This window comes from Streptomyces sp. GSL17-111, from assembly GCF_037911585.1.
Classification (GTDB): Bacteria; Actinomycetota; Actinomycetes; order Streptomycetales; family Streptomycetaceae; genus Streptomyces.
This window is the reverse complement of record NZ_JBAJNS010000001.1, coordinates 836,314-856,628: the sequence shown is the minus strand read 5'-3', so window position 1 is coordinate 856,628 and position 20,315 is coordinate 836,314. Positions and strand designations below refer to the sequence as shown.

The following is a 20,315-nucleotide window of genomic DNA, read 5'->3' as shown; positions in this document are numbered from 1 at the left end:
GACGTCCGCACACAGAGGGTCACATGATCAGTCAATCCGGACTCGTCCGAAGAACCGCCGCGTTACCCGAGCCGTTCGACGCCCCCGGCCCGGACCGCCTCTCTCCCACCGTCCCGGTGCCGATCGCGGATCTGCGTCCGGCCGACTCGCCGCGCTCGGCGGCGGCGGGGGACCCCGACCACCTCCGGGCGCTGGCCGCGTGGCCCGGCGAACTGCCCCCCGTCATCGTCCACCGCTCCACGATGCGCGTCATCGACGGGACGTACCGGCTGCGCGTCGCCGTGCTGCGGGGGGCCACCCACATCCCGGCGCGGTTCTTCGACGGCACCCCGGAGGACGCGTTCGTGCTCGCCGTCACCGCCAACTCCACGCACGGGCTGCCCTTCACACCGTCGGAGCGTTCGGCGGCGGCCGCGCGCATCCTCGCCACCCACGCCCACTGGTCGGACCGCTCCATCGGAGCGGTGACCGGCCTCTCGGCGCACGCCGTCGCCGCCCTGCGCCGACGAGCCGCCCTTCCCGCCGGCCCGGTCCGGGTCGGCCGGGACGGCCGGACCAGGCCGCTCAGCACCGTGACCGAACGTCAGGAGGCGCGCCGGCTGCTGGCCGAGGAGCCCGGTCTGTCCCTGCGGGAGATCGGTCGGCTCACCGGCCTCTCGCCCGCCACGGTCCGCGACGTGCGGGACCGGGTCAGCCGGGGTGAGGACCCCGTCCCCGCCCGGCTCCGGCGCCCCGCCCCGGCCGCCGGTGGACCGCCGCCCGCGCCACGGCGGCCGGGCCGTCCCGCCGCGCAGCGCCCCGCCCCGGCGAAGGAGCTGGGTGACCTCTACGGAAGCCTGTGCGGCGATCCGGCGCTGCGCCACAGTGAGTCCGGCCGCGCGCTCCTGCGGCTGCTCGGCCAGTTGAAGGTGGCGACGGACGAGTGGGGAGCCATGGCGGAGGCGGTCCCGGGCCACCGCACCGAGGACGTGGCCGCGATGGCGCGCGCCTGCGGCCGGCTGTGGGAGGCGTTCGCGGAGCAGGTGGGCGCCGGCGGCGCCCGGGGTCAGTAGCGGACGGAACGCAGCCGTGGTCCGTAGGGCGCCGCGTCCAGCCAGCGGCCCGCCGCGGACGACCAGGGCGCGACCGCCGCCGCCGCGCGCTGCGCCCACCGCTGCCGGCGGCGGGGCGCGAGCAGGTGGCGCAGGGCACTGCCGGCCGCCGCCACGTTCTGCTCCGCCGCCCGGCGGCGCTCGTGGGCGTAGGCCGCGACGCCGTCCTCGCGCACGGCGCGGGCGGCGGCCACCGCGTCGGCGATGCCGGAGTTCATGCCCCGGGCGCCGAACGGGGGCAGCAGGTGGGCGGCTTCCCCCGCGAGCAGGACGCGGGCCTGCGGGTCGGTGAAGCTTCCCGCCACGCGCTGCTGGAACCGGTAGACCGACGTCCAGGTGATCCGCGGCCCGCGCAGCTGGGGTACGACGTCGGACAGCCGCTCGGACGTCTCTCCGGCGACGCGGTCCGGGTCCTCCCCGGGGCGGCACTGCACGTCGATCCGCCAGCCCCCGCGGAACGGGACGAGGAGGACGTTCCGCCGCAGCGCCGGGTGCCGGTAGTGGAAGACGCGTTCCGGCTCGGCGGGGAGCGTGCCCTCGTCGACGTCGAGCACGACGAAGTCGGCGGGCGTGGTCACGCCCTCCATCGCCACCCCGAGCTCCGCGCGCACGGCGGAGCGCGGTCCGTCGCAGGCGATGAGATGGCCGGCCCGGTGCTCGGCCCCGGAGGCGGTGCGCACGCGCACGTCCTCGCGTGTGACGGTCACCTGCTCCGCGGCGTCGCCCCAGGTCACCGGGATGCCGGACGCCTCGCACGCGTCGCGCAGGAGATCCTCCAGCGCCGTCTGCGGCAGGCTGGTGAAGGGAGGGAGCCCCGACCGCGCCGGGTCTGCGCCGAAGGAGCGCCGGTGGACCTCCAAACCCGCCCACAGCGTGCGGTGGGTGGACCAGGTCAGCCCCTGTCCGGCGACGGCGGCGCCGAGCCCCGGGCGCACGGCCTCCAGGTGCCGCAGCGTGGCGCGGTGGACGAAAAGGGCCCGGCTGCCCGCGCGTTCCTCGTCACGACCGCGCGCCTCCAGGACGCGCGGTGACAGCCCGGACGCGGCGGCCGCCAGCGCGGCGCTCAGCCCCACCGGGCCCGCGCCGACGACGAGGACGGACCGGCTCACGTGCGTGCCCCTTCGTACGGGTGCGACCGGGCGGGGCCGCCATCCGGTGGACGCCGACCGCTCGGCACCACGGCGGGGTTGAAGTGCTCGACGACGTACAGCGGCGCCTCGTCGGCCAGGTGCAGCAGGTAATCCCGGCGCACGGCGGGGGAGTCCGGTGTCCCCGGCCACGGGGCGGTGCCGGCGCTCAGCAGGGTGCGTCGCTGGGCCATGCCGGTGCGCAGCAGCGTGCTGCCCAGGGGGGTGCGGGGGCAGGTGACGGCGTCGAGGACGGCCGGTGCCGTGGGCACGCGTCCCGTCACCAGGTTGCGGGAGACGGTGAGACCCTGCGGGGTCACCAACTCCGTCACCCGCACCAGCCGGGGCGTGCCCGGCGCCGGCCGGGCCGCGTGCGGCACGTGCGGCCGGTCCGCCTCCTGCGGCGGTCCCGTCCGCTGGCTGACGAGGCGCAGCAGCAGCGGCTGTCCGGTCCGCAGCCGGAGCTGTTCGGTCGTGGACCCGGTGTGCCCGACCAGCCGGCGGGTGAAGGGGTCGGCGAAGTGCTCCCACCGCACGGGCTGCGGCGGGGTCGAGGTACCGGTGTTCCCGCGCGTGCGCATGGTCGGTTCACCCCCGGCTGGACGGGACGACGCCGTTGTGGCCGCACCGGCGGCCACAACGGCCGGGAGGGTCACTCCCCGGGGTGGTAGTTCCCCGGCGCGAGGCGGGCGGTGATGGCCAGGCGGTTGTAGCTGTTGATGGCGACGACGACCCAGACGAGCTGGGCGAGCTGCGCCTCGCCGAAGGCCTCGCGGCCCCGCTCGAAGACGTCGTCGGGCAGCTGACCGTCGTGGATGAGGGTGACCGACTCGGCCACCTCCAGGGCCGCGCGCTCGCGGTCGCTGTAGAAGGGGGTCTCCCGCCAGGCGTTGAGCGCGTAGATGCGCTGCTCGCCCACGCCGGCCCGGCGGGCGTCGATGGTGTGCATGTCGATGCAGAACGCGCATCCGTTGATCTGCGAGGAGCGGATGCGCACGAGGTGGAGCAGTTCGCTCTCCAGCCCGGACTCCTCGGCCGCCTTGTCGGCCTGGCCGGCCAGCCGGTGCATCACCGCGTAGGTGGAGGAGGACAGTTCACGGAGGTCGAGACGCTCGTTCTTTCCGGTAGCCATGCGCTGACCATATGTGACCCGAAGTGGTCGCCCAACTTCCGGAATGACACCTGCAGTTGAACGTTGCGACGGTGTCCCGCCAGGCCGGTACCCGGTCAGCTCGCGGTGGGCTCGGGTCGTGTTCGGCTTCGCCTTGACAGGCGAACTGTCTCGCGCGAAAGATAACTGTGCTCTCCGGAACGATGACGCTCGGTTCCGGTGCGACGCGTGACCACATTCCCTGGCTGACCACCAGCACCACCTGCACCACCCTCACCTGCACCACAGCACACCGTGCTCCACGCCGCGGGTATCCCGGGGTGCGGGCTGCCGTCCAGGCGTCCGGCCCTTTCCCGCGGTCCGCCACGTTTCCACCTCCGGATCCGTCCCGCCGCGCTCCGACGGTGATCCGGGACCGACCGATGAAGGGCCGCAGATCAACATGCCTGAGCTGACCCCTGGCACGTCACGGCCGCAGGACGAGGCCGCCGTCGCCGCGCACCTGCACGCGATGATGCGGTGGCACTTCGAGCCCGCCACCGGTTCGCCGTTCTGGCTGAACCGGACGGGAAGTCTCGGCTTCGATCCGTTGACCGACATCACCAGCCTGGCCGACCTGCGCAGGTTCCCCGACGTCAGCGACGAACTGCGCACCGTCCCGGTCGAGGAGCTCTTCCCCAAGGGGTCCGACGCCGCGTCCTTCGACGTCTTCGAGTCCGGCGGCACGGTCGGCGCGCCGAAACGTATCGTCGACAGCACCGCCCGCACCCGCAACGTCGACTGGGTGAGTGAGGTGCTCGCGGAGCACGGCTTCCCCGCCACCGGCCACTGGCTGCACGTCGGTCCCACCGGCCCGCACGTCGTCGGGCGCACCGTGCGGCACCTCGCCCACCTGCGCGGCGGCGTCTGCTTCACCCTCGACTTCGACCCCCGCTGGGTGAAGCGGCTCATCGGCTCCGGGCGCACCGACCTGGCCGCCGAGTACCGCGAGTACCTGCTGGACCAGATGGAGCTGGTGGTCCGCTCCCAGGAGATCAAGACACTCTTCATCACCCCGCCCGTGCTGGAGGCCGTCTGCGCGCGGGCCTCCCTGCACGAGCGCCTGGCGTCCACCGTCGAGGGCATCCTGTGGGCGGGGACGAGCATGAGCGCCGAATCGCTGCGCCAGGTCGAGGAGTTCTTCTTCCCCCGGGCGAAGGTCGCCGCGATCTACGGCAACACGATCATGGGCATCGCGCCCCAGCGTCCGCCCGAGGAGGGCGACGAGCACCCCTGCGTCTTCCGGCCCTACTTCCCGCAGTCCGTGGTCGAGGTCCTGGACCCCGAGACGGGCGAGGAGGTCGAGTACGGCCGGCGCGGGCAGGTCCTGATGCACCAGCTGAGCCACGACATGTTCCTGCCGAACGTGCTGGAGCGGGACACCGCGATCCGGGTGCGCCCGGCGGCCGGGGACACCGTCGACGGGCTGGCCGACATCGCCCCCCTGCGCACCGACGACGCGCCGACCGTCGTGGAAGGGGTCTACTGATGAGCGCGCTGCCCGTGGTCAACCCGGTCATCTCCGGCCGCGACGTGGACAGCCGGGACCGCTCGACGCTGACCGGCGTGGACGGCATGCCGCTCGCGTCCGTGGGCCTCGCCCCGCGGCTACTCGCCCAGGCCGCCCTCAACCGGGTACGGGCCGGCGCCGCCGACCTCGCGCCCGACGCGTCCGTCTTCGCCAAGGCGGGCGAGCTGTTCGCCACCGCCGAGCTGGAGGGGGAGACGCCCGAGGAGTACGGGCGCCGCGTCGCGCTGGCCACCGGTACGCCGCTGGGCGCCGTCCACCGGGCCATCGAGGGCATCCGCGCCCAGCTGGGCCGGATCGAGCGGCTCAACCAGGCCGAACTGCCGGCCCCGTTCGCCGAACCCGGCTTCGCCACCCGCTGGCTTCCGCGCGGCGACCTGCTGGCGGCCGTCGTCCCCAACAACCACCCCGAGCCGAACGTCACCTGGGTGCGCGCCCTGGCGATGGGCGTCTCGGTCCTGGTGCGCCCCGGCAGCAAGGACCCCTTCACCCCCCGGCGGCTGTTCGCGGCCCTGCTCGCGGCGGGCACCGGCCCCGACCGCGCGGCCCTCCTGCCCGGTGGGCACGAGGTGGGCGAGCACCTCCTCGCCGAGGCGGACCTGGGCCTGGTCTACGGCGGTCCGGCCGCCGCCGAGCGGTTCGGCGCGCGGCGCGACGTCCTCGTCCGGGGCCCGGGCCGCAGCAAGGTGCTGGTCGGCCCGGCCGCCGCGCGGGACGAGGGCCTGCTCGGCGACCTCGTCGAGTGGATCGCCGACGACGGGGGCGTGCGCTGCAACAACATCTCCCTCGTCCTCACCAGCGGGCCCGTCGCCCCGCTCGCGGACGCGCTGGCCGAGCGCCTGGCCGCACTGCCGGTCCGTCCGGTCACCGACCCGACGGCCACGCTGCCCGCCATGACGCGGGAGAGCGGGGCCGTGCTGGCCGAGCACCTCACCGGGATGACGGCGGGCGCGGTCGACCACAGCACCCACCGGTACGCCGACGGCCTCTGCGGTGACCCCGGGGACGGCAGTGCCGTCATGCGTCCGCTCGTCGTGTCGGTGAGCGACGTGACCGCGCCGATCGTCGGCACGGAACTCGGCTTCCCCTTCGTCGTCGTGGCCCCCTGGCGCCCCCAGGACGGCACCGCACCGCTGCGCGACTCGCTGGTCGTCTCACTGCCCGACGAGCACGCCGAGCTGGCCGAACGGGTCCTGCGGGAGCCGAGCGTCCGCAAGGTCGTGACCGGCCGGGTCCGGCCCTGGACCTCGGTCCCCGAGATCCCCCACGACGGCAGTCTCGCCCAGTTCCTGCTCGAACCGAAGGGCCTGGTCTCCGCGCCGCCGGAGAGCTGAGTCCGCCGCCGGCGGGCCCCGTGCCCGCCACGTCCACGGAAGAGATGAACGGGTGACCACGACCGATTTCGCACCTGCGCCCCCCACTCAGTCCGACGCCCACGACCCCACCGGGGCAGCGGCCGTTCCGCTGCCCGGCCTCCACTGGCGGCACCTGCCCGCCGAGCAGCAGCCGGAGTGGCCCGACGCCTCCGCCGCCGCCCGGGTCCAGGACCGGCTCGCCCTGTGGCCCGCCCTGACGGCGCCCGCCGACGTGCGGCGGCTCGGCTCCGCCCTCGTGGACGTCCGCGCGGGCCGGGCCTTCCTGCTCCAGGCCGGTGACTGCGCCGAACCCACCGGCCCCGCCGCCGTCCACGCGGTCCGGGCCAAGCACGAGGTCATCGGCGCGCTGGGGGAACTCCTCAGCGAGCGGCTGGACCTGCCGACCGTCACCGTCGGGCGCATCGCCGGCCAGCACGCCAAACCGCGCTCCAAGCCCGTCGAGTGGTGCGACGGCCGCGCGCTGCCCGTCTACCGGGGCGACCTGGTGAACGGCCACGCGGCCGACGAGGCGTCCCGGACGGCCGACCCGGCCCGGATGGAACTCGCCTACGCCACCTCGCGCGCGGTCATGAACGAACTGCGCCTGCTGGCCCACGCGTCGGCGGGGGAGCAGGCCCTGCGCGAGCTGAACGGCGCGCGGAGCGGCAGCGCCTACCCGGTGCGCACCTGGGACGGCAGCCTGCGGTCCGTGCTGCGCGACTACGGCCGGACGGTGCGCGGCCCGGAGGGCTGGACCCGCACGGGGCTGTGGACCAGCCACGAGGCCCTCGTCCTGGACTACGAACAGCCCCTCGTCCGGCGGGACCCGCACACCGGCCAGCAGTACCTGCTCTCCACCCACTTCCCGTGGATCGGTGACCGCACGCGCCAGGTGGGCGGCGCCCACGTGGCCTTCCTCGCCGGCATCGCCAACCCCGTGGCGTGCAAGGTCGGCCCCGGCACCCGGGAGGAGGACCTGCTGCGGGTCTGCGCACGCATCGACCCGCACCGCACCCCCGGACGGCTCACCCTCATCAGCCGTCTCGGCGCCGGTCAGGTACGGGACCGGCTGCCCGCCCTCGTCCGCGCGGTGCGCGGGGCCGGACACGACGTGGCGTGGCTGTGCGATCCCATGCACGGCAACACCGTCACCCTCGGGAACGGCCTCAAGACCCGCCGGGTCGCCGACGTCCTCACCGAGATCACCGGGTTCTTCGAGGTGCTGGGCCGGGCGGGGGTGTGGCCCGGAGGCGTGCACCTGGAGATCGCGGGCGAGGAGGTCACCGAGTGCCTCGGCCCCGGCGGTCCCTCCTCCGAGGAGCAGTTGACCCAGGCCTACCGCACCCTGTGCGACCCGCGGCTCAGCAACGCCCAGGCGTTCCACGTCATCGAGGCCGTGGCCGACCTGCTGCGCCACCACTGAGCCCTTTCCCCATCCGAGCCGGAGGTACGTGACTTCGGCAGAAAGCGACAGGCATGCGCACTCTGCTGATCGACAACTACGACTCGTACACCTACAACCTCTTCCAGCTGATCGCCGAGGTCAACGGTGCCGAGCCCGTAGTGATCACCAACGACACACCGGCCACCGCCGTCCCGGAGCTGTCGGACTTCGACAACGTCGTCGTCTCCCCAGGCCCCGGCCACCCCGGCAGGGCGCGCGACTTCGGCATCGCCACCGACGTGCTGGAACGCAGCGAGATACCCGTCCTCGGCGTCTGCCTGGGGCACCAGGGCATCGGCCTCGCCGCGGGGGCCGGGGTCGTCCCCGCCCCGCAGCCCCGACACGGCTACCTCAGCACGGTCCGGCACCACGACGAGGACGTCTTCGCCGGGCTGCCGCAGGACTTCACCGCCGTGCGCTACCACTCCCTGAGCGTGGCCGAGCCGCTGCCGCCGGAGCTGGAGGCCACGGCGTGGTCGGAGGACGGCGTCATCATGGGGCTCCGGCACCGCACCAGGCCGCTGTGGGGGGTGCAGTTCCACCCCGAGTCGGTGTGCACCGAGTACGGCCGGCAGCTCCTGGCGAACTTCCGCGACCTCACCCTGCGGCGCGGCACCCGTACCCCGGCCGTCGGGGCCCCCGCCCGGACGTCCCCGGCCGCGCCGCCCGCCCCCGCGACGCCGAAGGCCCAGGCGCCCACCGTCCGGCCCGACGAACCGTCCGCCGGACTGCGGGTGCACCTGCGCACCATCGAGACGGCCGTGGACACCGAGGCCGCCTTCACCCACCTGTACAGCGACTCCGCCGCCCCCGCGTTCTGGCTCGACAGCGCCCACGTCGAGCCGGGCCGGTCCCGGTTCTCCTTCATGGGCGACGCCTCCGGCCCGCTGGCCGAGCTCGTCCGCTACCGCACCGGTGAGAACGCCGTCGTCGTCGAACGTGCGGGGCACCCCGCACGTCCGGTCCCGGGCGACATCTTCGACTACCTCCAGCGCCAGCTGCGCCGGCGGCGGGTGGACCTGACGGACGTTCCGTTCGACTTCTCCGGCGGCTACGTGGGGTACTTCGGCTACGAGCTCAAGGGCGACCTCGGCTCCGTCAACCGGCACACCTCCCCCGTGCCCGACGCGATGTGGCTCTTCGTGGACCGCTTCGTCGTCGTCGACCACTTCGAGGAGTGCACCTACGTCGTCGCGCTCTCCGACCCCGACACCGAGGTCGCGGCGGCGCGCTGGGCCGACGCGGCGGTGGCCTCGCTGCTGTCCCTCCCGCCGGTGCCGCCCGTCCCGACGCCCCCCGGCACCGACGCCGGGTCCTGGCTGCTGCACGACCGCGAGCAGTACCGGGCCCGGATCGCGGAGATCCAGCGCTACCTGCACGCCGGGGAGAGCTACGAGGTCTGTCTGACCACCTCCGCGTGGCTGCCCGCCGCCGACGGGGACGGTTTCGCCTACTACCGTGCCCTGCGGCGGCTCAACCCCGCCCCCTACGCCGCCTACCTGCGGCTGGGCGACGTCGAGGTGGCCAGCTCCTCCCCCGAGCGGTTCCTGTCCATCGACCGGTCCCGGGTGGTGGAGACCAAGCCGATCAAGGGCACGGTCCACCGCAGTCCGGACCCGCAGGAGGACGTGCGGCTGCGCGACTCGCTCGCGGCCGACGCCAAGACCCGCGCCGAGAACCTGATGATCGTGGACCTCCTGCGCAACGACCTCGGCCGGGTGTGCGAGATCGGCAGCGTCCACGTGCCCCGGCTGATGGCGGCCGAGACCTACACGACGGTGCACCAGCTCGTGTCCACCGTGTGCGGGCGCATCCGCCCCGAGAACGACGTGATCGACGTCGTGCGGGCCTGCTTCCCCGGCGGCTCCATGACCGGTGCGCCCAAGCTGCGCACGATGGAGATCATCGACTCCCTGGAGGACGAGGCACGGGGGATCTACTCCGGCGCCATCGGCTTCCTGTCCACGAACGGGACGGCGGACCTGAACATCGTCATCCGGACCGCCGTGCGCAGCGACGGACGCTGGCGGGTCGGCGCGGGCGGGGCCATCGTCCTCGACTCCGACGCCGACGCCGAGTACGACGAGGTGCTCCTCAAGGCCGCAGCCCCGCTACGGGCCCACGCCGCAGGGGAGACGGCCGACAGCGCGCAGGTGCCCCTACCGGGCTGACGCCCCCTCCACCCACCAGCCGGGACCCGACGACGACAGGAGCCGAAGGATGAACGCGACGACCGCGGGCAACGCGGCGGCGGTGCTGGCCGACCTCTGCGCGCGCAAGGGGTGGGACGGACGCCCGGCGTTCCACGAGGACGACGTGAGCGTCACCCACGGGGAGGTCCACGCCCTCGCGGCGCGGACGGCCACCGTCCTCGCCGAGCGGGGCGTGGGCCAGGGGAGCCGGGTGTGCCTGGCCCTGACCGACGGCATCGCCTGGGTCGCCGCGTTCCTCGCCACGGCGCGGCTCGGCGCCGTCACCGTCGTCACCAACCCGGCGCTGACGGCGGCCGACCACGCGCACCTCGTCCGCGACAGCGGGCCCGTGCTCGTCGTGACGCGCGAGGAGACCGTCGACCACTTCCCCGGCGTCCCCCACCTCACCCCCGACGCACTGCTGGCGGCCGCCGAGGGCCGGGAACCCGCCCCGGCGGCCCCGGTCGGGGGCGACCACCCCCTCTACCTCCAGTACACCTCCGGCACCACCGGCTCCCCCAAGGGAGTGCTGCACCGGCACCAGGACCTGGAGCGGTACCACAGCGGCGCCGGGGCCCAGGTGCTGGAGATCGGCACCGGCGACGTCCTGCTGTCGGTGTCCAAGCTCTTCTTCGCCTACGGCCTCGGCAACTCCCTCGCCTTTCCGCTCTGTTCCGGTGGCGCGGCCGTCCTGGAACCCGGCCCGCCCAAGCCGGCCCGGATCGCCGAGCTGGTGGCCCGCCACGGCGTCACCTACCTCTTCGCGGTGCCCTCGGCCTACGCCAACCTCCTCGCGGAGACGTCCTCCGACGCCTTCCGCACCGTCCGCGCGGCGGTGTCGGCGGGCGAGCGCCTCACCCCCGAACTCGGTGAGCGGGTGACGGCGTTCCTCGGCGCTCCCGTCTACGACCAGCTCGGCTCCACCGAGGCCGGACACGCGATCGCCACCAACGGGCCGGCCGCGCACACGCCCGGCACGGTCGGCCGCCCGGTGCCCGGCTTCGCGGCGGAGATCCGCGACAAGCACGGCCAGCCCCTCCCGGACGGCGAGGCGGGTGAACTGTGGGTGAGCGGGCCGACGGTGACGCCCGGCTACCACGGGCTGCCGGAGATCACGCGCGCGACGATCGTCGACGGCTGGCTCAACACCCGGGACCGGGCCGTCCGCAACCCCGACGGCACCCTCGTCCACCTGGGCCGCACCGACGACCTGGAGATGATCGGCGGCATCACCGTCTCGCCGGTGGAGATCGAACGCCTCCTGGCCCGGCACCCCGCCGTGCTGGACGTCGCGGTCGCCGGGGTCCCCGACGACCGGGGCGCCACCAAGCTGCGGGCCTTCGTCGTCCTGCGCCCCGGCACGGCCGACCCGCAGGAGGTCGCCGCCGCACTGCTCGCCACGGCCCGCGCGGAGCTGGCGGCCTTCAAGGTGCCGCGCGGCGTGGAGGTGGTGAGCGCCCTGCCGCGCACCGCCACCGGGAAGATCCAGCGCTACCTGTTGCGCGGCGGCAGTTGGTGACGTCCCGGCCCCGCGCCCGGCCGCCCGGAGCCCCGCCCGTATCCGTTCCCCCGCACCCGCGCCAGAGAAGAAAGCAGCCTGAGATGTTCCTCGATCGTCTGCCGGAATCCGCCTTCTACGTCGGCCTCATGTGGGAGAAGGCGGCCCGGAAGTTCCCCGCCGCGCCCGTGACCCTGGACGAGCCGCTGGCGACCCTGCCCAAGCTCGGCACCCACTTCACGTACGCGTCGGTCGCGGACGTCGTCGCCGACCTCTCCGCACGGCTGTGGCGGATGGGCGTGCGGCCCAGCGAACGCGTCGCCGTGCACAAGAGCGACAACTTCGACATATCCCTGCTGGCCAGCGCCGTGTCCCGGATCGGCGGCGTCCCCGTGATGATCTCGGCCGCGCTCCCGGGCGAGATCGTCGGCAAGCTGCTGAAGCGGCTGGACCAGCCGTGGCTGATCACCGACGCCGCGAAGCTGGCCGGCCCCCTCGACGGCGTCCCGGTGCGCGAGTTGACCCACGAGACGCTGCTGGCGGGCACCGACGAGCACGACGGCCTGCGGCTGATCGCCGCCGTCGAGGACGCCCCCCGGCGCTCGCCGGTGACGATGCACCCCACCCACCCGACGCTCATCACCCACACCTCCGGGACGACCGGCGTCTCCAAGCTGATGGTGCACAACGCCCGGGGGCTGTTCCACCGGCTGCTGCCGCAGCAGATCATGGCCTGGCCCGTGCGCCGGAAGGAGACGGTCGCGCTGTGCATGTCGTTCGTGCACTCGCGCTTCTTCCACTCGCTCGGCGTGTTCCTGAACTACGGCAACCCGCTCGTCGTCCTCCACGACCCGGACCCGGACAAGATCGGGCCCACGTTCGTCCGGCACCGGCCCGGACTGGTGGAGACCCACCCCAACAACTTCATCCAGTGGGAGGAGCTGGCGACCGCCGAGGGCTCGCCGCTGGCCAGCGTCCGCTACTACAGCAGCACCTTCGACGCCATCCACCCGCGCACCATCCAGCGGCTGCTGGCCGCCTCCCGGCGCCGTCGCCCCATGCTCGTCCAGCTCTACGGGCAGAGCGAGACGGGACCGATCTCCGGCGCGGTCTACACCGAGAAGGGCGCCAGCCGCATGGACGGCCGGGACGTCGGCTACGTCCTGCCCGGCTTCATCCGGGTGCGCGTCGTGGACGACGCGGGCCGCCCGGTGCCCAAGGGCACCCCCGGCCACCTCGAACTGCGCGGCCGCAGCACGGTGATGACCTACCTCGGCGAGCACGAGCGGTACCTCCGGAACAAAAACGAGGGCTGGTGGCGGCTGGGGGACATGGGCCACCTCGGCCGCTTCGGCAAGCTCCACCTCATCGACCGGGAGATCGACCGCATCGACGACATCGACAGCAACCTCGAGGTGGAGGACGTGCTGATGTCGCGGCTGCCCGAACTCCTCGAAGCCATCATCGTGATCGGTACCGACGGCGAGCCCGTCCCCGTCATCTGCACGCGGCGGGACGCCCCGCTGGACACCGACCGCTGGGCCAAGGCCACCGCCGACCTGCCGGCGCTCGCGCCCCCGCTGCACTGGCCCTTCAGCGAGGTGCCGCGCACCTCCACCTGGAAGGTCCGGCGGGTGGAGATCACCCAGATGCTGCGCGAGAACCGCGTGCCCGTCCTGAACGCCGACGACTGACGCGCCACGCCGCGACGGAAGACCGAGGGGAACACCCAATGACCGAAGACCAGCCGACGCAGGACGTGCTTCCGGTGCTGGTGGTCGGCGCCGGCCCGGTGGGGCTGACGGCCGCCCTGGCCCTGCGCAGCCACGGACTGCCCGTCACCCTGCTGGAGGCCGAGCCGGAGGACCGGGTCCGGCCCGGCAGCCGCGCGCTGTTCGTCCACCGCGAGTCGCTGCGGCTGTTGGGCCGCATCAGCCCCGGCCTGGACGAGACGCTGGTCAGCCACGGCGTCGTGTGGCCGACCCGCCGCACGGTCTACCGGGGCCGCGAGGTGTTCGCCCGCACCTACCCGGCCCGCGACGGCGCCGCGGGCGCCCCCGGCGCCGCCCCGCCCTTCACCAGCCTGCGGCAGGTCGAGACCGAGCGGCACCTGCTCGCGGCCTGCCGTCGGGCGGGGGTGCGCTTCCAGTGGGGCGCACCGGTGCGGGACGTGCGCTCCTCCGCCGAGGGCGTGGAGGTGCACGCCGGGGAGGGCGTGTGGCACGGCCAGTACGTGATCGGCGCCGACGGCGCGCGCTCCACCGTGCGGCGTTCGCAGGACATCACCATGCGCGGCGACCGTTCCGTCGCCTTCCACGTCGTCGTCGACATCCAGGAGGACGAGGACGACCCGATGCCGCTGGAGCGGGTGTTCACCTACGAACACCCCGGCCTCGGCGGTCGCAGCGTGATGCGGGTGCCCTTCGCCGGCGGGTTCCAGCTCGACGTCCAGTGCAAGGACGACGACGCCCCCGAGGACTGGGCCGACGAGGAGGCCGTGCGGCGCTGGGTGCCGCGCGTCGTGCCCGCCAAGTACGCCGACCGCGTGCTGTGGGTCTCCAAGTACCACTTCCTCCACCTGGTCGCCGAGCGCTTCGCCGACCACCACCGGCGGGTGCTCCTCGTGGGGGAGGCGTCCCACCTCTTCCCGCCCTTCGGCGCGCGGGGGATGAACAGTGGCATCGCCGACTCCGTGGCCGCCGCCGAGAGCGTGGCCAAGGCGCTGGCCGCCCCGGACGACCGGGAGCGGGCGATCGACGAGTTCGCCGTGCTGCGCCGGGAGGCCGCCCTCTACAACAGCGACGCCGCCCGCACCGCGCTCGACCACCTGCGGCCGAAGCGACGCATCACGCGGCTGCGGCAGGCGGCCGGAGCGGCCCTGTCCCCGGTCGTCCCCTCCTGCGGCGAGTGGCTGGAGAGGGCGCCCTACGGCCCGCGCGCCGGAGCCGCCACCAACACCAGCGGACGGTACTGAGTGGAGGACACCGCACCGCACCCCTGGTGGGTCTGGGACGACGGACACGGCCTGGTGCCCGGTGACGCGGGGCCCGAGCCCGCCCTGCTGGCCGCCGACTCCTGGCTCGTGGACGACGGCCGGATGCGCGGCCGGGCGACGCACCGCGCCCGGTTCACCGGTGCCTGCCGCCAGGAGGGCGTACCCGAGGACGTCGCCGCCCGCTTCTGGGACGCCGCCCTGGCCGTCCTGCCCCGGCAGGGCGCCTGGTTCCCCCGCACGGAACTGCACACCGACGGCGTCCTCGGGCTCCGCGTGCGGCCCGCGCCGCCCCTGCGGACCGACATCCGCGTGCTGGTGCCGCCCCGCCCCGACACCCGGCACGCCCCGGCCCGCAAGGGACCGGACCTGCCGGCCCTGGGCGCGCTGCGGCGGGAGGCGCAGCGCGAGGGCGCCGACGACCTCCTGCTGGCGCTGCCCTCCGGCGTCCTCACCGAGTCCACCACGGCCAGCCTGCTGTGGTGGGACTCCGGGACCCTGTGCACCGCCGACGCCGGGCGGCACCAACTGGGCGGCGTCACCCAGGCGCTGATCACCGGCCTCGCCACCGCCCGGGGCGTCCCCGTGCGGGCCGCCCCCGTCACGGCGGCGGAGCTGCCCGGGCACGAGGTCTGGCTGGTCAACGCCCTGCACGGCATCCGGCCGGTCTCCGCCTGGGTCGGTACCGGAGCGCGGGCGGCCGCCCCCGAACAGGCCGCCCGCTGGCGGGAACTCCTCCGCACCCTGGAGGAGCCCCTGCCGACCACCCGCCGGGACGCCGGACCGGCCGCCCGGCCCGCTTTCGAAGGAAGGAACACCACATGATCAGCCGCAGGGCACTTCTGGGAGCAGGCGCCGGCCTCGCCGCCGCGGCGGGTCCGCTCGCGACCGTCCCGAGCGCGACCGCCCAGCCGCGCCGCTCCTCGGTCCCCTGGCACCGCCTGGAGCACTGGCTCTCCGGGGACGTCGTGCTCCCCGGGCAGGCGCAGTACGACCCGGCGCGTAAGCTCGCCACCGCCATGTTCGACACCATCCACCCGCAGGCGGTCGTCCTCGCGGAGAACCCCCGCGACGTCAGCCGCACCCTCCGCTTCGCCCAGGACCACGGGCTGCACACGGCCGTCCGCAGCGGGGGCCACAACTACGGCGGCTGGTCCACCAGCGAGGGCCTCGTCATCAACATGACCCGGATGAACGGCGTGCGGGCGTGCGGGCGCACCGCCAAGGTCGGTACGGGCGCGCAGTCCGTGGACATCGTCGAGCAGCTCGCGCCGCACGGCGTCGCCGTGGCGGGCGGCTTCTGCCCGAGCGTGAGCCCCGGCGGGTTCATCACCGGCGGCGGCACCGGCTGGCAGTACCGCAAGTACGGGCCGGCCAGCGACCAGCTCGTCTCGGCGCGCGTGGTCCTGGCCGACGGACGGGTCGTGACCGCCTCCCGGCACTCCCACCCCGACCTCTTCTGGGCGCTGCGCGGCGGCGGTGGCGGCAACTTCGGCGTCGTCACCCACTTCGAGGTCGAGGCCAACCCGATCACCCACGTCGGCCACTACGTCCTGACCTGGGACTGGGACGACGCCCCCGACGTCGTCCACGCCTACCTGCGCTGGGCCGAGCAGGCCTCCGGCGACCTGGCCTGCGGTGCCCTCCTGCGGCTGCCGGACGCCGCTCCGGGCAACCGGCCGACCGTCATCATCACCGGCGTGCACTTCGGCGGCGTGGCGAAGCTGGAGCGGGAGCTCGCCGAGCTGGTCTCGCAGGCGGGCACCTCCCCGGCGACCCGCGCGGTGGAGGAACTCTCCTACGAGCGGGCGATGATGCGGGTCTTCGGCTGCGAGGACCGCACCGTCGACGCCTGCCACCTCACCGGCAGCAACCCGGAGGCCGCGCTGCCGCGCCAGGCCTGGGTGAAGAACCGGGGCCGGATGTTCGACGCCAACCTCTCCCGGCAGGGCGTCACCGACCTGCTCACCGCGTACGAGGCGGAGCGCAGGGCGGGGCAGACGCGGATCGTCAGCCTCCTCGGGCTCGGCGCCCGCGCCAACCTGCCCGCGACCGGCGACACCGCATGGGTCCACCGCGACGCGCTCTACAGCGCCACGTGCACCGTCTCGCTCGCCTCCGCGACGCCCCCCGCCGAGGAGCGGGAGGCCGCCCAGCACTGGCTCGACGGGATCTTCGCCGCGATCGACCCGCACTCCAACGGGCGCTCCTACGTCAACTTCCCCGACACGGCGCTGGAGAACTGGGCGGAGGCCTACTACGGGTCCAACCTGCCGCGCCTGCGGCAGGTCAAGCGCTCCTACGACCCGCACGGCTTCTTCCGGTTCCCCCAGTCGGTGCCCCTGCCGTGACGCGTGCCGGCGTGCGGGACGATCCCCCGGAACCGGCCGCTCCCGAGGCGGTCCCCACCCACTGCCCGTACTGCGCCCTGCAGTGCGGCATGTGGCTCAGTGAGGACGCCTCGGGGACCGTCCGCGTCCGTCCGCGCGACCTCCCCACCGACCGGGGCGGCCTGTGCGCGAAGGGCTGGACGGCGGCCGAACTCCTCTCCCCGGCGCACCGGCTCACCACCCCCCTGGTGCGCCGGGCGCCGGGCGCCCCGCTGGAACCGGCCACCTGGGACGAGGCGCTGGCCCGCGTCGCGGAGCGGGCCGGCGCCCTGCGCCGGGACGACGGGCCCGACGCCGTCGCCGTCTTCGGCGGCGGCGGCCTGACGAACGAGAAGGCGTACCTGCTCGGCAAGTTCGCCCGGACGGTCCTCGGCACCTCGCGGATCGACTACAACGGCCGCTTCTGCATGTCCTCCGCCGCGGCGGCCGGAACCCGCGCCTTCGGCCTCGACCGGGGCCTGCCCTTCCCCCTGGAGGATCTGGAGGGGGCCGGCGCCGTCCTGCTCGTCGGGGCCAACCCGGCCGAGACCATGCCGCCGTTCATGCGGCACCTGCACCGCCAGCGGGAGGCCGGGGGAGCCCTCGTCGTCGTGGACCCCCGGCGCACCGCCACCGCCGAGGAGGCCACCCTCCACCTGCGGCCACGGGTGGGCACCGACCTCGCCCTGGCCTGCGGCCTGCTGCACCTCGCCGTGGCCGAGGGACTCACCGACGACGCCTACATCGCGCGGCGCACCACCGGCTTCCGTCAGGTGCGGGACGGCGTCGCGGAGTTCTGGCCCGAACGCGTCGAGCGGATCACCGGCGTGCCCGTCGCCGACCAGCGCCGGGCCGTGCGGCTGCTCGCCGGGGCCGAGCGCGCCGTCGTCCTCACCGCGCGCGGCGCCGAGCAGCACAGCAAGGGCACCGACACCGTCACCGCGTTCATCAACCTCGCCCTCGCCCTCGGGCTCCCCGGCACGCCCGGCTCCGGCTACGGCTGCCTGACCGGGCAGGGCAACGGGCAGGGCGGGCGCGAGCACGGGCAGAAGGCCGACCAGCTGCCCGGCTACCGTCGCCTCGACGACCCCGCCGCCCGCGCCCACGTCGCCGCCGTGTGGGGCGTGCCCGAACACACCCTGCCCGCCCCCGGCCCGAGCGCCTACGAGCTGCTCGACTCCCTCGGTACACCGGGCGGGCCGCGCGGCCTGTTCGTCCTCGGCAGCAACCCGGTGGTCTCCGCGCCGCACGCCGGACGCGTCACCGAGCGGCTGCGCGCCCTCGACCTGCTCGTCGTCGCGGACGTCGTGCTCAGCGAGACGGCCCGACTCGCCGACGTCGTGCTGCCCGTCGCGCAGTGGGCCGAGGAGGACGGCACCATGACGAACCTGGAGGGCCGCGTCATCCGCCGGCGCCGCCTGCGGCCCCCGCCGCCGGGCGTCCGCACCGACCTGGAGGTGCTCGCCGCGCTGAGCCGGCTGCTCGGGCACCCCCGGGGCTTCCCGGCCGACCCGCACGCCGTCTTCACCGAGCTGCGGCGGGCCAGCCGAGGCGGCCCGGCGGACTACTCGGGCATCAGCTACGAGCGGATCGACGCCGAGCACGGCGTCTTCTGGCCCTGCCCGTCCGAGGAGGGCGCGGCGGGCACCCCACGGATGTTCACCGACGCCTTCGCGCACGCCGACGGCCGGGCCCGCTTCGTCCCCGTCGAGCACCGGCCCCTCGCCGAGGAGCCCGACGACGCCTACCCCGTCCTGCTCACCACGGGACGCTCGGCCGCCCACTACCAGTCGGGCGCGCAGACCCGCCGCGTCGCCTCCCTCACCGAGCGCGAGCCCGAGGCCTACGCCGAGATCCACCCCGATCTCGCGGCCCGCCACGGCCTGGTCGACGGCGGCCGCGTCCGCCTGGTCAGCCGCCGGGGGTCGGTGCTGGCCGTCGCCCGCGTCGTTCCGGCCGCGCCCCTGGACACCGTCTTCATGCCCTTCCACTGGGGCGGGGAGGGACGCGTCAACTCCCTCACCCACGCCGCGCTCGACCCGGTCTCCCGCATGCCCGAGTTCAAGGCCTGCGCCGTACGTCTGGAGCCGCTGTGAAGCACGTCGTGATCGTCGGCAACGGCATGGCCGGACACCGGGTGGCCACCCGGGTGCACGCCGCGCGTCCCGAGTGGGAGGTCACGGTGGTCGGGGCCGAGCCCCACGCCGCCTACAACCGCGTCCTGCTCACCGACCTCCTGGCCGGACGCCCGGACGCCGAGCGCCTCACCCTGCCCTGGCCGGACGGCCTCCCCGCCCCACTGACCGGCCACCGCGTCACGGCCATCGACCGCGCGGCGCGCACGGTCGCCCTCGCCGACGGCCGGGAGCTGCGCTGGGACCGGCTCGTGCTGGCGACCGGCGCGAGCCCCGTCCTGCCCCCGGTCAAGGGGCTCGTCTCGGACGACGGACACCTGCATCCGGACGCCGTCGCCTTCCGCACCCTGGACGACTGCCGCCGCATCGCGGACCTGGCCTCCCGGCGGCGGCGCGCGATCGTGCTCGGCGGCGGGCTGCTCGGCCTAGAGGCCGCGCGCGGGCTGGCCGCCCGCGGCCTGGAGGTACACGTCGTCCACGCCATGGGCCACCTCATGGAGCGCCAGCTCGACCCCGGCGCGGGCGCCGCGCTCGCCGGAGCCCTCGCCGAGCTGGGCGTCACCTGCTGGACGGGGGCCCAGGCCGCGCGGGTGCTCGGCGGCGGCCGGATGCGCGGCCTCGTCCTCACCGACGGCCGGCACGTCCCCGGCGACTTCCTCGTCGTCTCCTGCGGCGCCCGCCCCGACACGCAGCTCGCGGCCGCCGCCGGCCTGACCACGGCGCGCGGCGTCGTCGTGGACGACCACCTGCGCACCAGCGCGCCGGACGTCTACGCCGTCGGCGACTGCGCCGAGCACCGGGGCGTTGCCCACGGCCTCGTGGAACCCGCCTGGGAACAGGCCCGGATCGCCGCCGAGGCCCTCACCGACAGCGGCTGCGGCCCCGGCCCGGGCTACACCGGTTCCGCGCCCCTCACCCGGCTCAAGGCGGAGGGCCTCGAACTGGCCGCCATGGGTGACGTGGAGGCCGAGGCGGCGCACCCCGACGCGGAGGTCCTGCACTTCTCCCACTCGGGCCGACACGTCTACCAGCGGATCGTCGTGCGCGAGGAGCGCGTCGTCGGGGCCGTCCTGCTCGGCGACGCCACTCCGGCGGGCCCGCTCTCGCGGCTGTACCTGACCGGAGCCCGCATACCGCTGGACCGCCGGCTGCTCCTCTTCCCCGGGCTCGCCGCCGCCGCGCAGGACGCGGAGCCGCCCGACGCCGTCGTCTGCCGGTGTGCCCACGTGACCGCCGAGGCCATCCGGCGCAGCCGGAGCGAAGGCGCCAGGGACGCGGCCGACGTCGCCCGCCGGACCCACGCGACCACCGGCTGCGGAGGCTGCCGTTCCGCCGTGGAACGCCTGCTCACCGAGGGCTGAACCGCCCCCGGGAACCCGTGCCGACGCCCCGTCGGACGGCACCGGAGACCACCCTCTTACCCGTGTGGGGGAA

The 20,315-nt window shown here is 74.8% G+C and carries 15 protein-coding genes; 12 read left to right on the top strand and 3 right to left on the bottom strand.

What is annotated here, in order from left to right:
• The first annotated feature begins 23 nt into the window (after window positions 1–23).
• On the top strand, window positions 24–1,052 hold the full coding sequence (locus tag V6D49_RS03525) for a helix-turn-helix domain-containing protein (RefSeq protein ID WP_340557018.1): 1,029 nt from the start codon (window positions 24–26) through the stop codon (window positions 1,050–1,052).
• Here the strand turns inward: V6D49_RS03525 and V6D49_RS03520 are convergent.
• The 3 genes from V6D49_RS03520 to V6D49_RS03510 form a co-directional block, all read right to left on the bottom strand.
• Window positions 1,046–2,200, bottom strand: a complete 1,155-nt coding sequence (locus tag V6D49_RS03520) for an FAD-dependent monooxygenase (RefSeq protein WP_340557017.1) — start codon at window positions 2,198–2,200, stop codon at window positions 1,046–1,048. The two genes, V6D49_RS03525 and V6D49_RS03520, sit on opposite strands and share 7 nt — an antisense overlap.
• On the bottom strand, window positions 2,197–2,799 hold the full coding sequence (locus tag V6D49_RS03515) for a hypothetical protein (protein WP_340557015.1): 603 nt from the start codon (window positions 2,797–2,799) through the stop codon (window positions 2,197–2,199). The genes V6D49_RS03520 and V6D49_RS03515 overlap by 4 nt, the downstream gene beginning before the upstream one ends.
• Before the next feature lie 71 nt (window positions 2,800–2,870).
• Window positions 2,871–3,350 (bottom strand): carboxymuconolactone decarboxylase family protein, encoded by a 480-nt coding sequence (locus V6D49_RS03510; protein ID WP_340557014.1) that lies wholly within the window; start codon window positions 3,348–3,350, stop codon window positions 2,871–2,873.
• A gap of 421 nt (window positions 3,351–3,771) precedes the next feature.
• Here V6D49_RS03510 and V6D49_RS03505 point away from each other — a divergent pair, with 421 nt between their 5' ends.
• From V6D49_RS03505 to V6D49_RS03455, 11 genes are all read left to right on the top strand, one after another.
• Window positions 3,772–4,857, top strand: coding sequence for an AMP-binding protein (locus V6D49_RS03505; protein ID WP_340557013.1), 1,086 nt, complete (start codon window positions 3,772–3,774; stop codon window positions 4,855–4,857).
• A complete protein-coding gene (locus tag V6D49_RS03500) occupies window positions 4,857–6,230 on the top strand; it encodes an aldehyde dehydrogenase family protein (protein ID WP_340557012.1) in 1,374 nt (457 codons plus the stop codon). Before V6D49_RS03505 ends, V6D49_RS03500 begins: the two co-directional genes overlap by 1 nt.
• 52 nt (window positions 6,231–6,282) lie before the next feature.
• Window positions 6,283–7,674: a 3-deoxy-7-phosphoheptulonate synthase gene (locus tag V6D49_RS03495; RefSeq protein WP_340557011.1), complete on the top strand. Its 1,392-nt coding sequence runs from the start codon at window positions 6,283–6,285 to the stop codon at window positions 7,672–7,674.
• 53 nt (window positions 7,675–7,727) lie between these two features.
• The gene (gene pabB / locus V6D49_RS03490) at window positions 7,728–9,866 is read left to right on the top strand and encodes an aminodeoxychorismate synthase (protein WP_340557010.1); all 2,139 of its coding nucleotides are present in this window, start codon (window positions 7,728–7,730) and stop codon (window positions 9,864–9,866) included.
• 49 nt (window positions 9,867–9,915) lie between these two features.
• Window positions 9,916–11,406 carry an AMP-binding protein gene (locus V6D49_RS03485; RefSeq protein WP_340557008.1) on the top strand — a complete coding sequence of 497 codons (1,491 nt, stop codon included), beginning with the start codon at window positions 9,916–9,918 and terminating at the stop codon, window positions 11,404–11,406.
• 83 nt (window positions 11,407–11,489) lie between these two features.
• A complete protein-coding gene (locus V6D49_RS03480) occupies window positions 11,490–13,079 on the top strand; it encodes a class I adenylate-forming enzyme family protein (RefSeq protein ID WP_340557006.1) in 1,590 nt (529 codons plus the stop codon).
• A gap of 38 nt (window positions 13,080–13,117) precedes the next feature.
• Window positions 13,118–14,359, top strand: coding sequence for an FAD-dependent oxidoreductase (locus V6D49_RS03475; RefSeq protein ID WP_340557004.1), 1,242 nt, complete (start codon window positions 13,118–13,120; stop codon window positions 14,357–14,359).
• Window positions 14,360–15,202, top strand: coding sequence for an aminotransferase class IV (locus V6D49_RS03470; RefSeq protein WP_340557003.1), 843 nt, complete (start codon window positions 14,360–14,362; stop codon window positions 15,200–15,202).
• The gene (locus V6D49_RS03465) at window positions 15,199–16,728 is read left to right on the top strand and encodes an FAD-binding oxidoreductase (protein WP_340557001.1); all 1,530 of its coding nucleotides are present in this window, start codon (window positions 15,199–15,201) and stop codon (window positions 16,726–16,728) included. Before V6D49_RS03470 ends, V6D49_RS03465 begins: the two co-directional genes overlap by 4 nt.
• Window positions 16,725–18,842: a molybdopterin oxidoreductase family protein gene (locus V6D49_RS03460; protein ID WP_340556998.1), complete on the top strand. Its 2,118-nt coding sequence runs from the start codon at window positions 16,725–16,727 to the stop codon at window positions 18,840–18,842. The genes V6D49_RS03465 and V6D49_RS03460 overlap by 4 nt, the downstream gene beginning before the upstream one ends.
• Window positions 18,839–20,242, top strand: a complete 1,404-nt coding sequence (locus V6D49_RS03455) for an FAD-dependent oxidoreductase (protein ID WP_340556996.1) — start codon at window positions 18,839–18,841, stop codon at window positions 20,240–20,242. Before V6D49_RS03460 ends, V6D49_RS03455 begins: the two co-directional genes overlap by 4 nt.
• The last annotated feature ends 73 nt before the right edge of the window (window positions 20,243–20,315 follow it).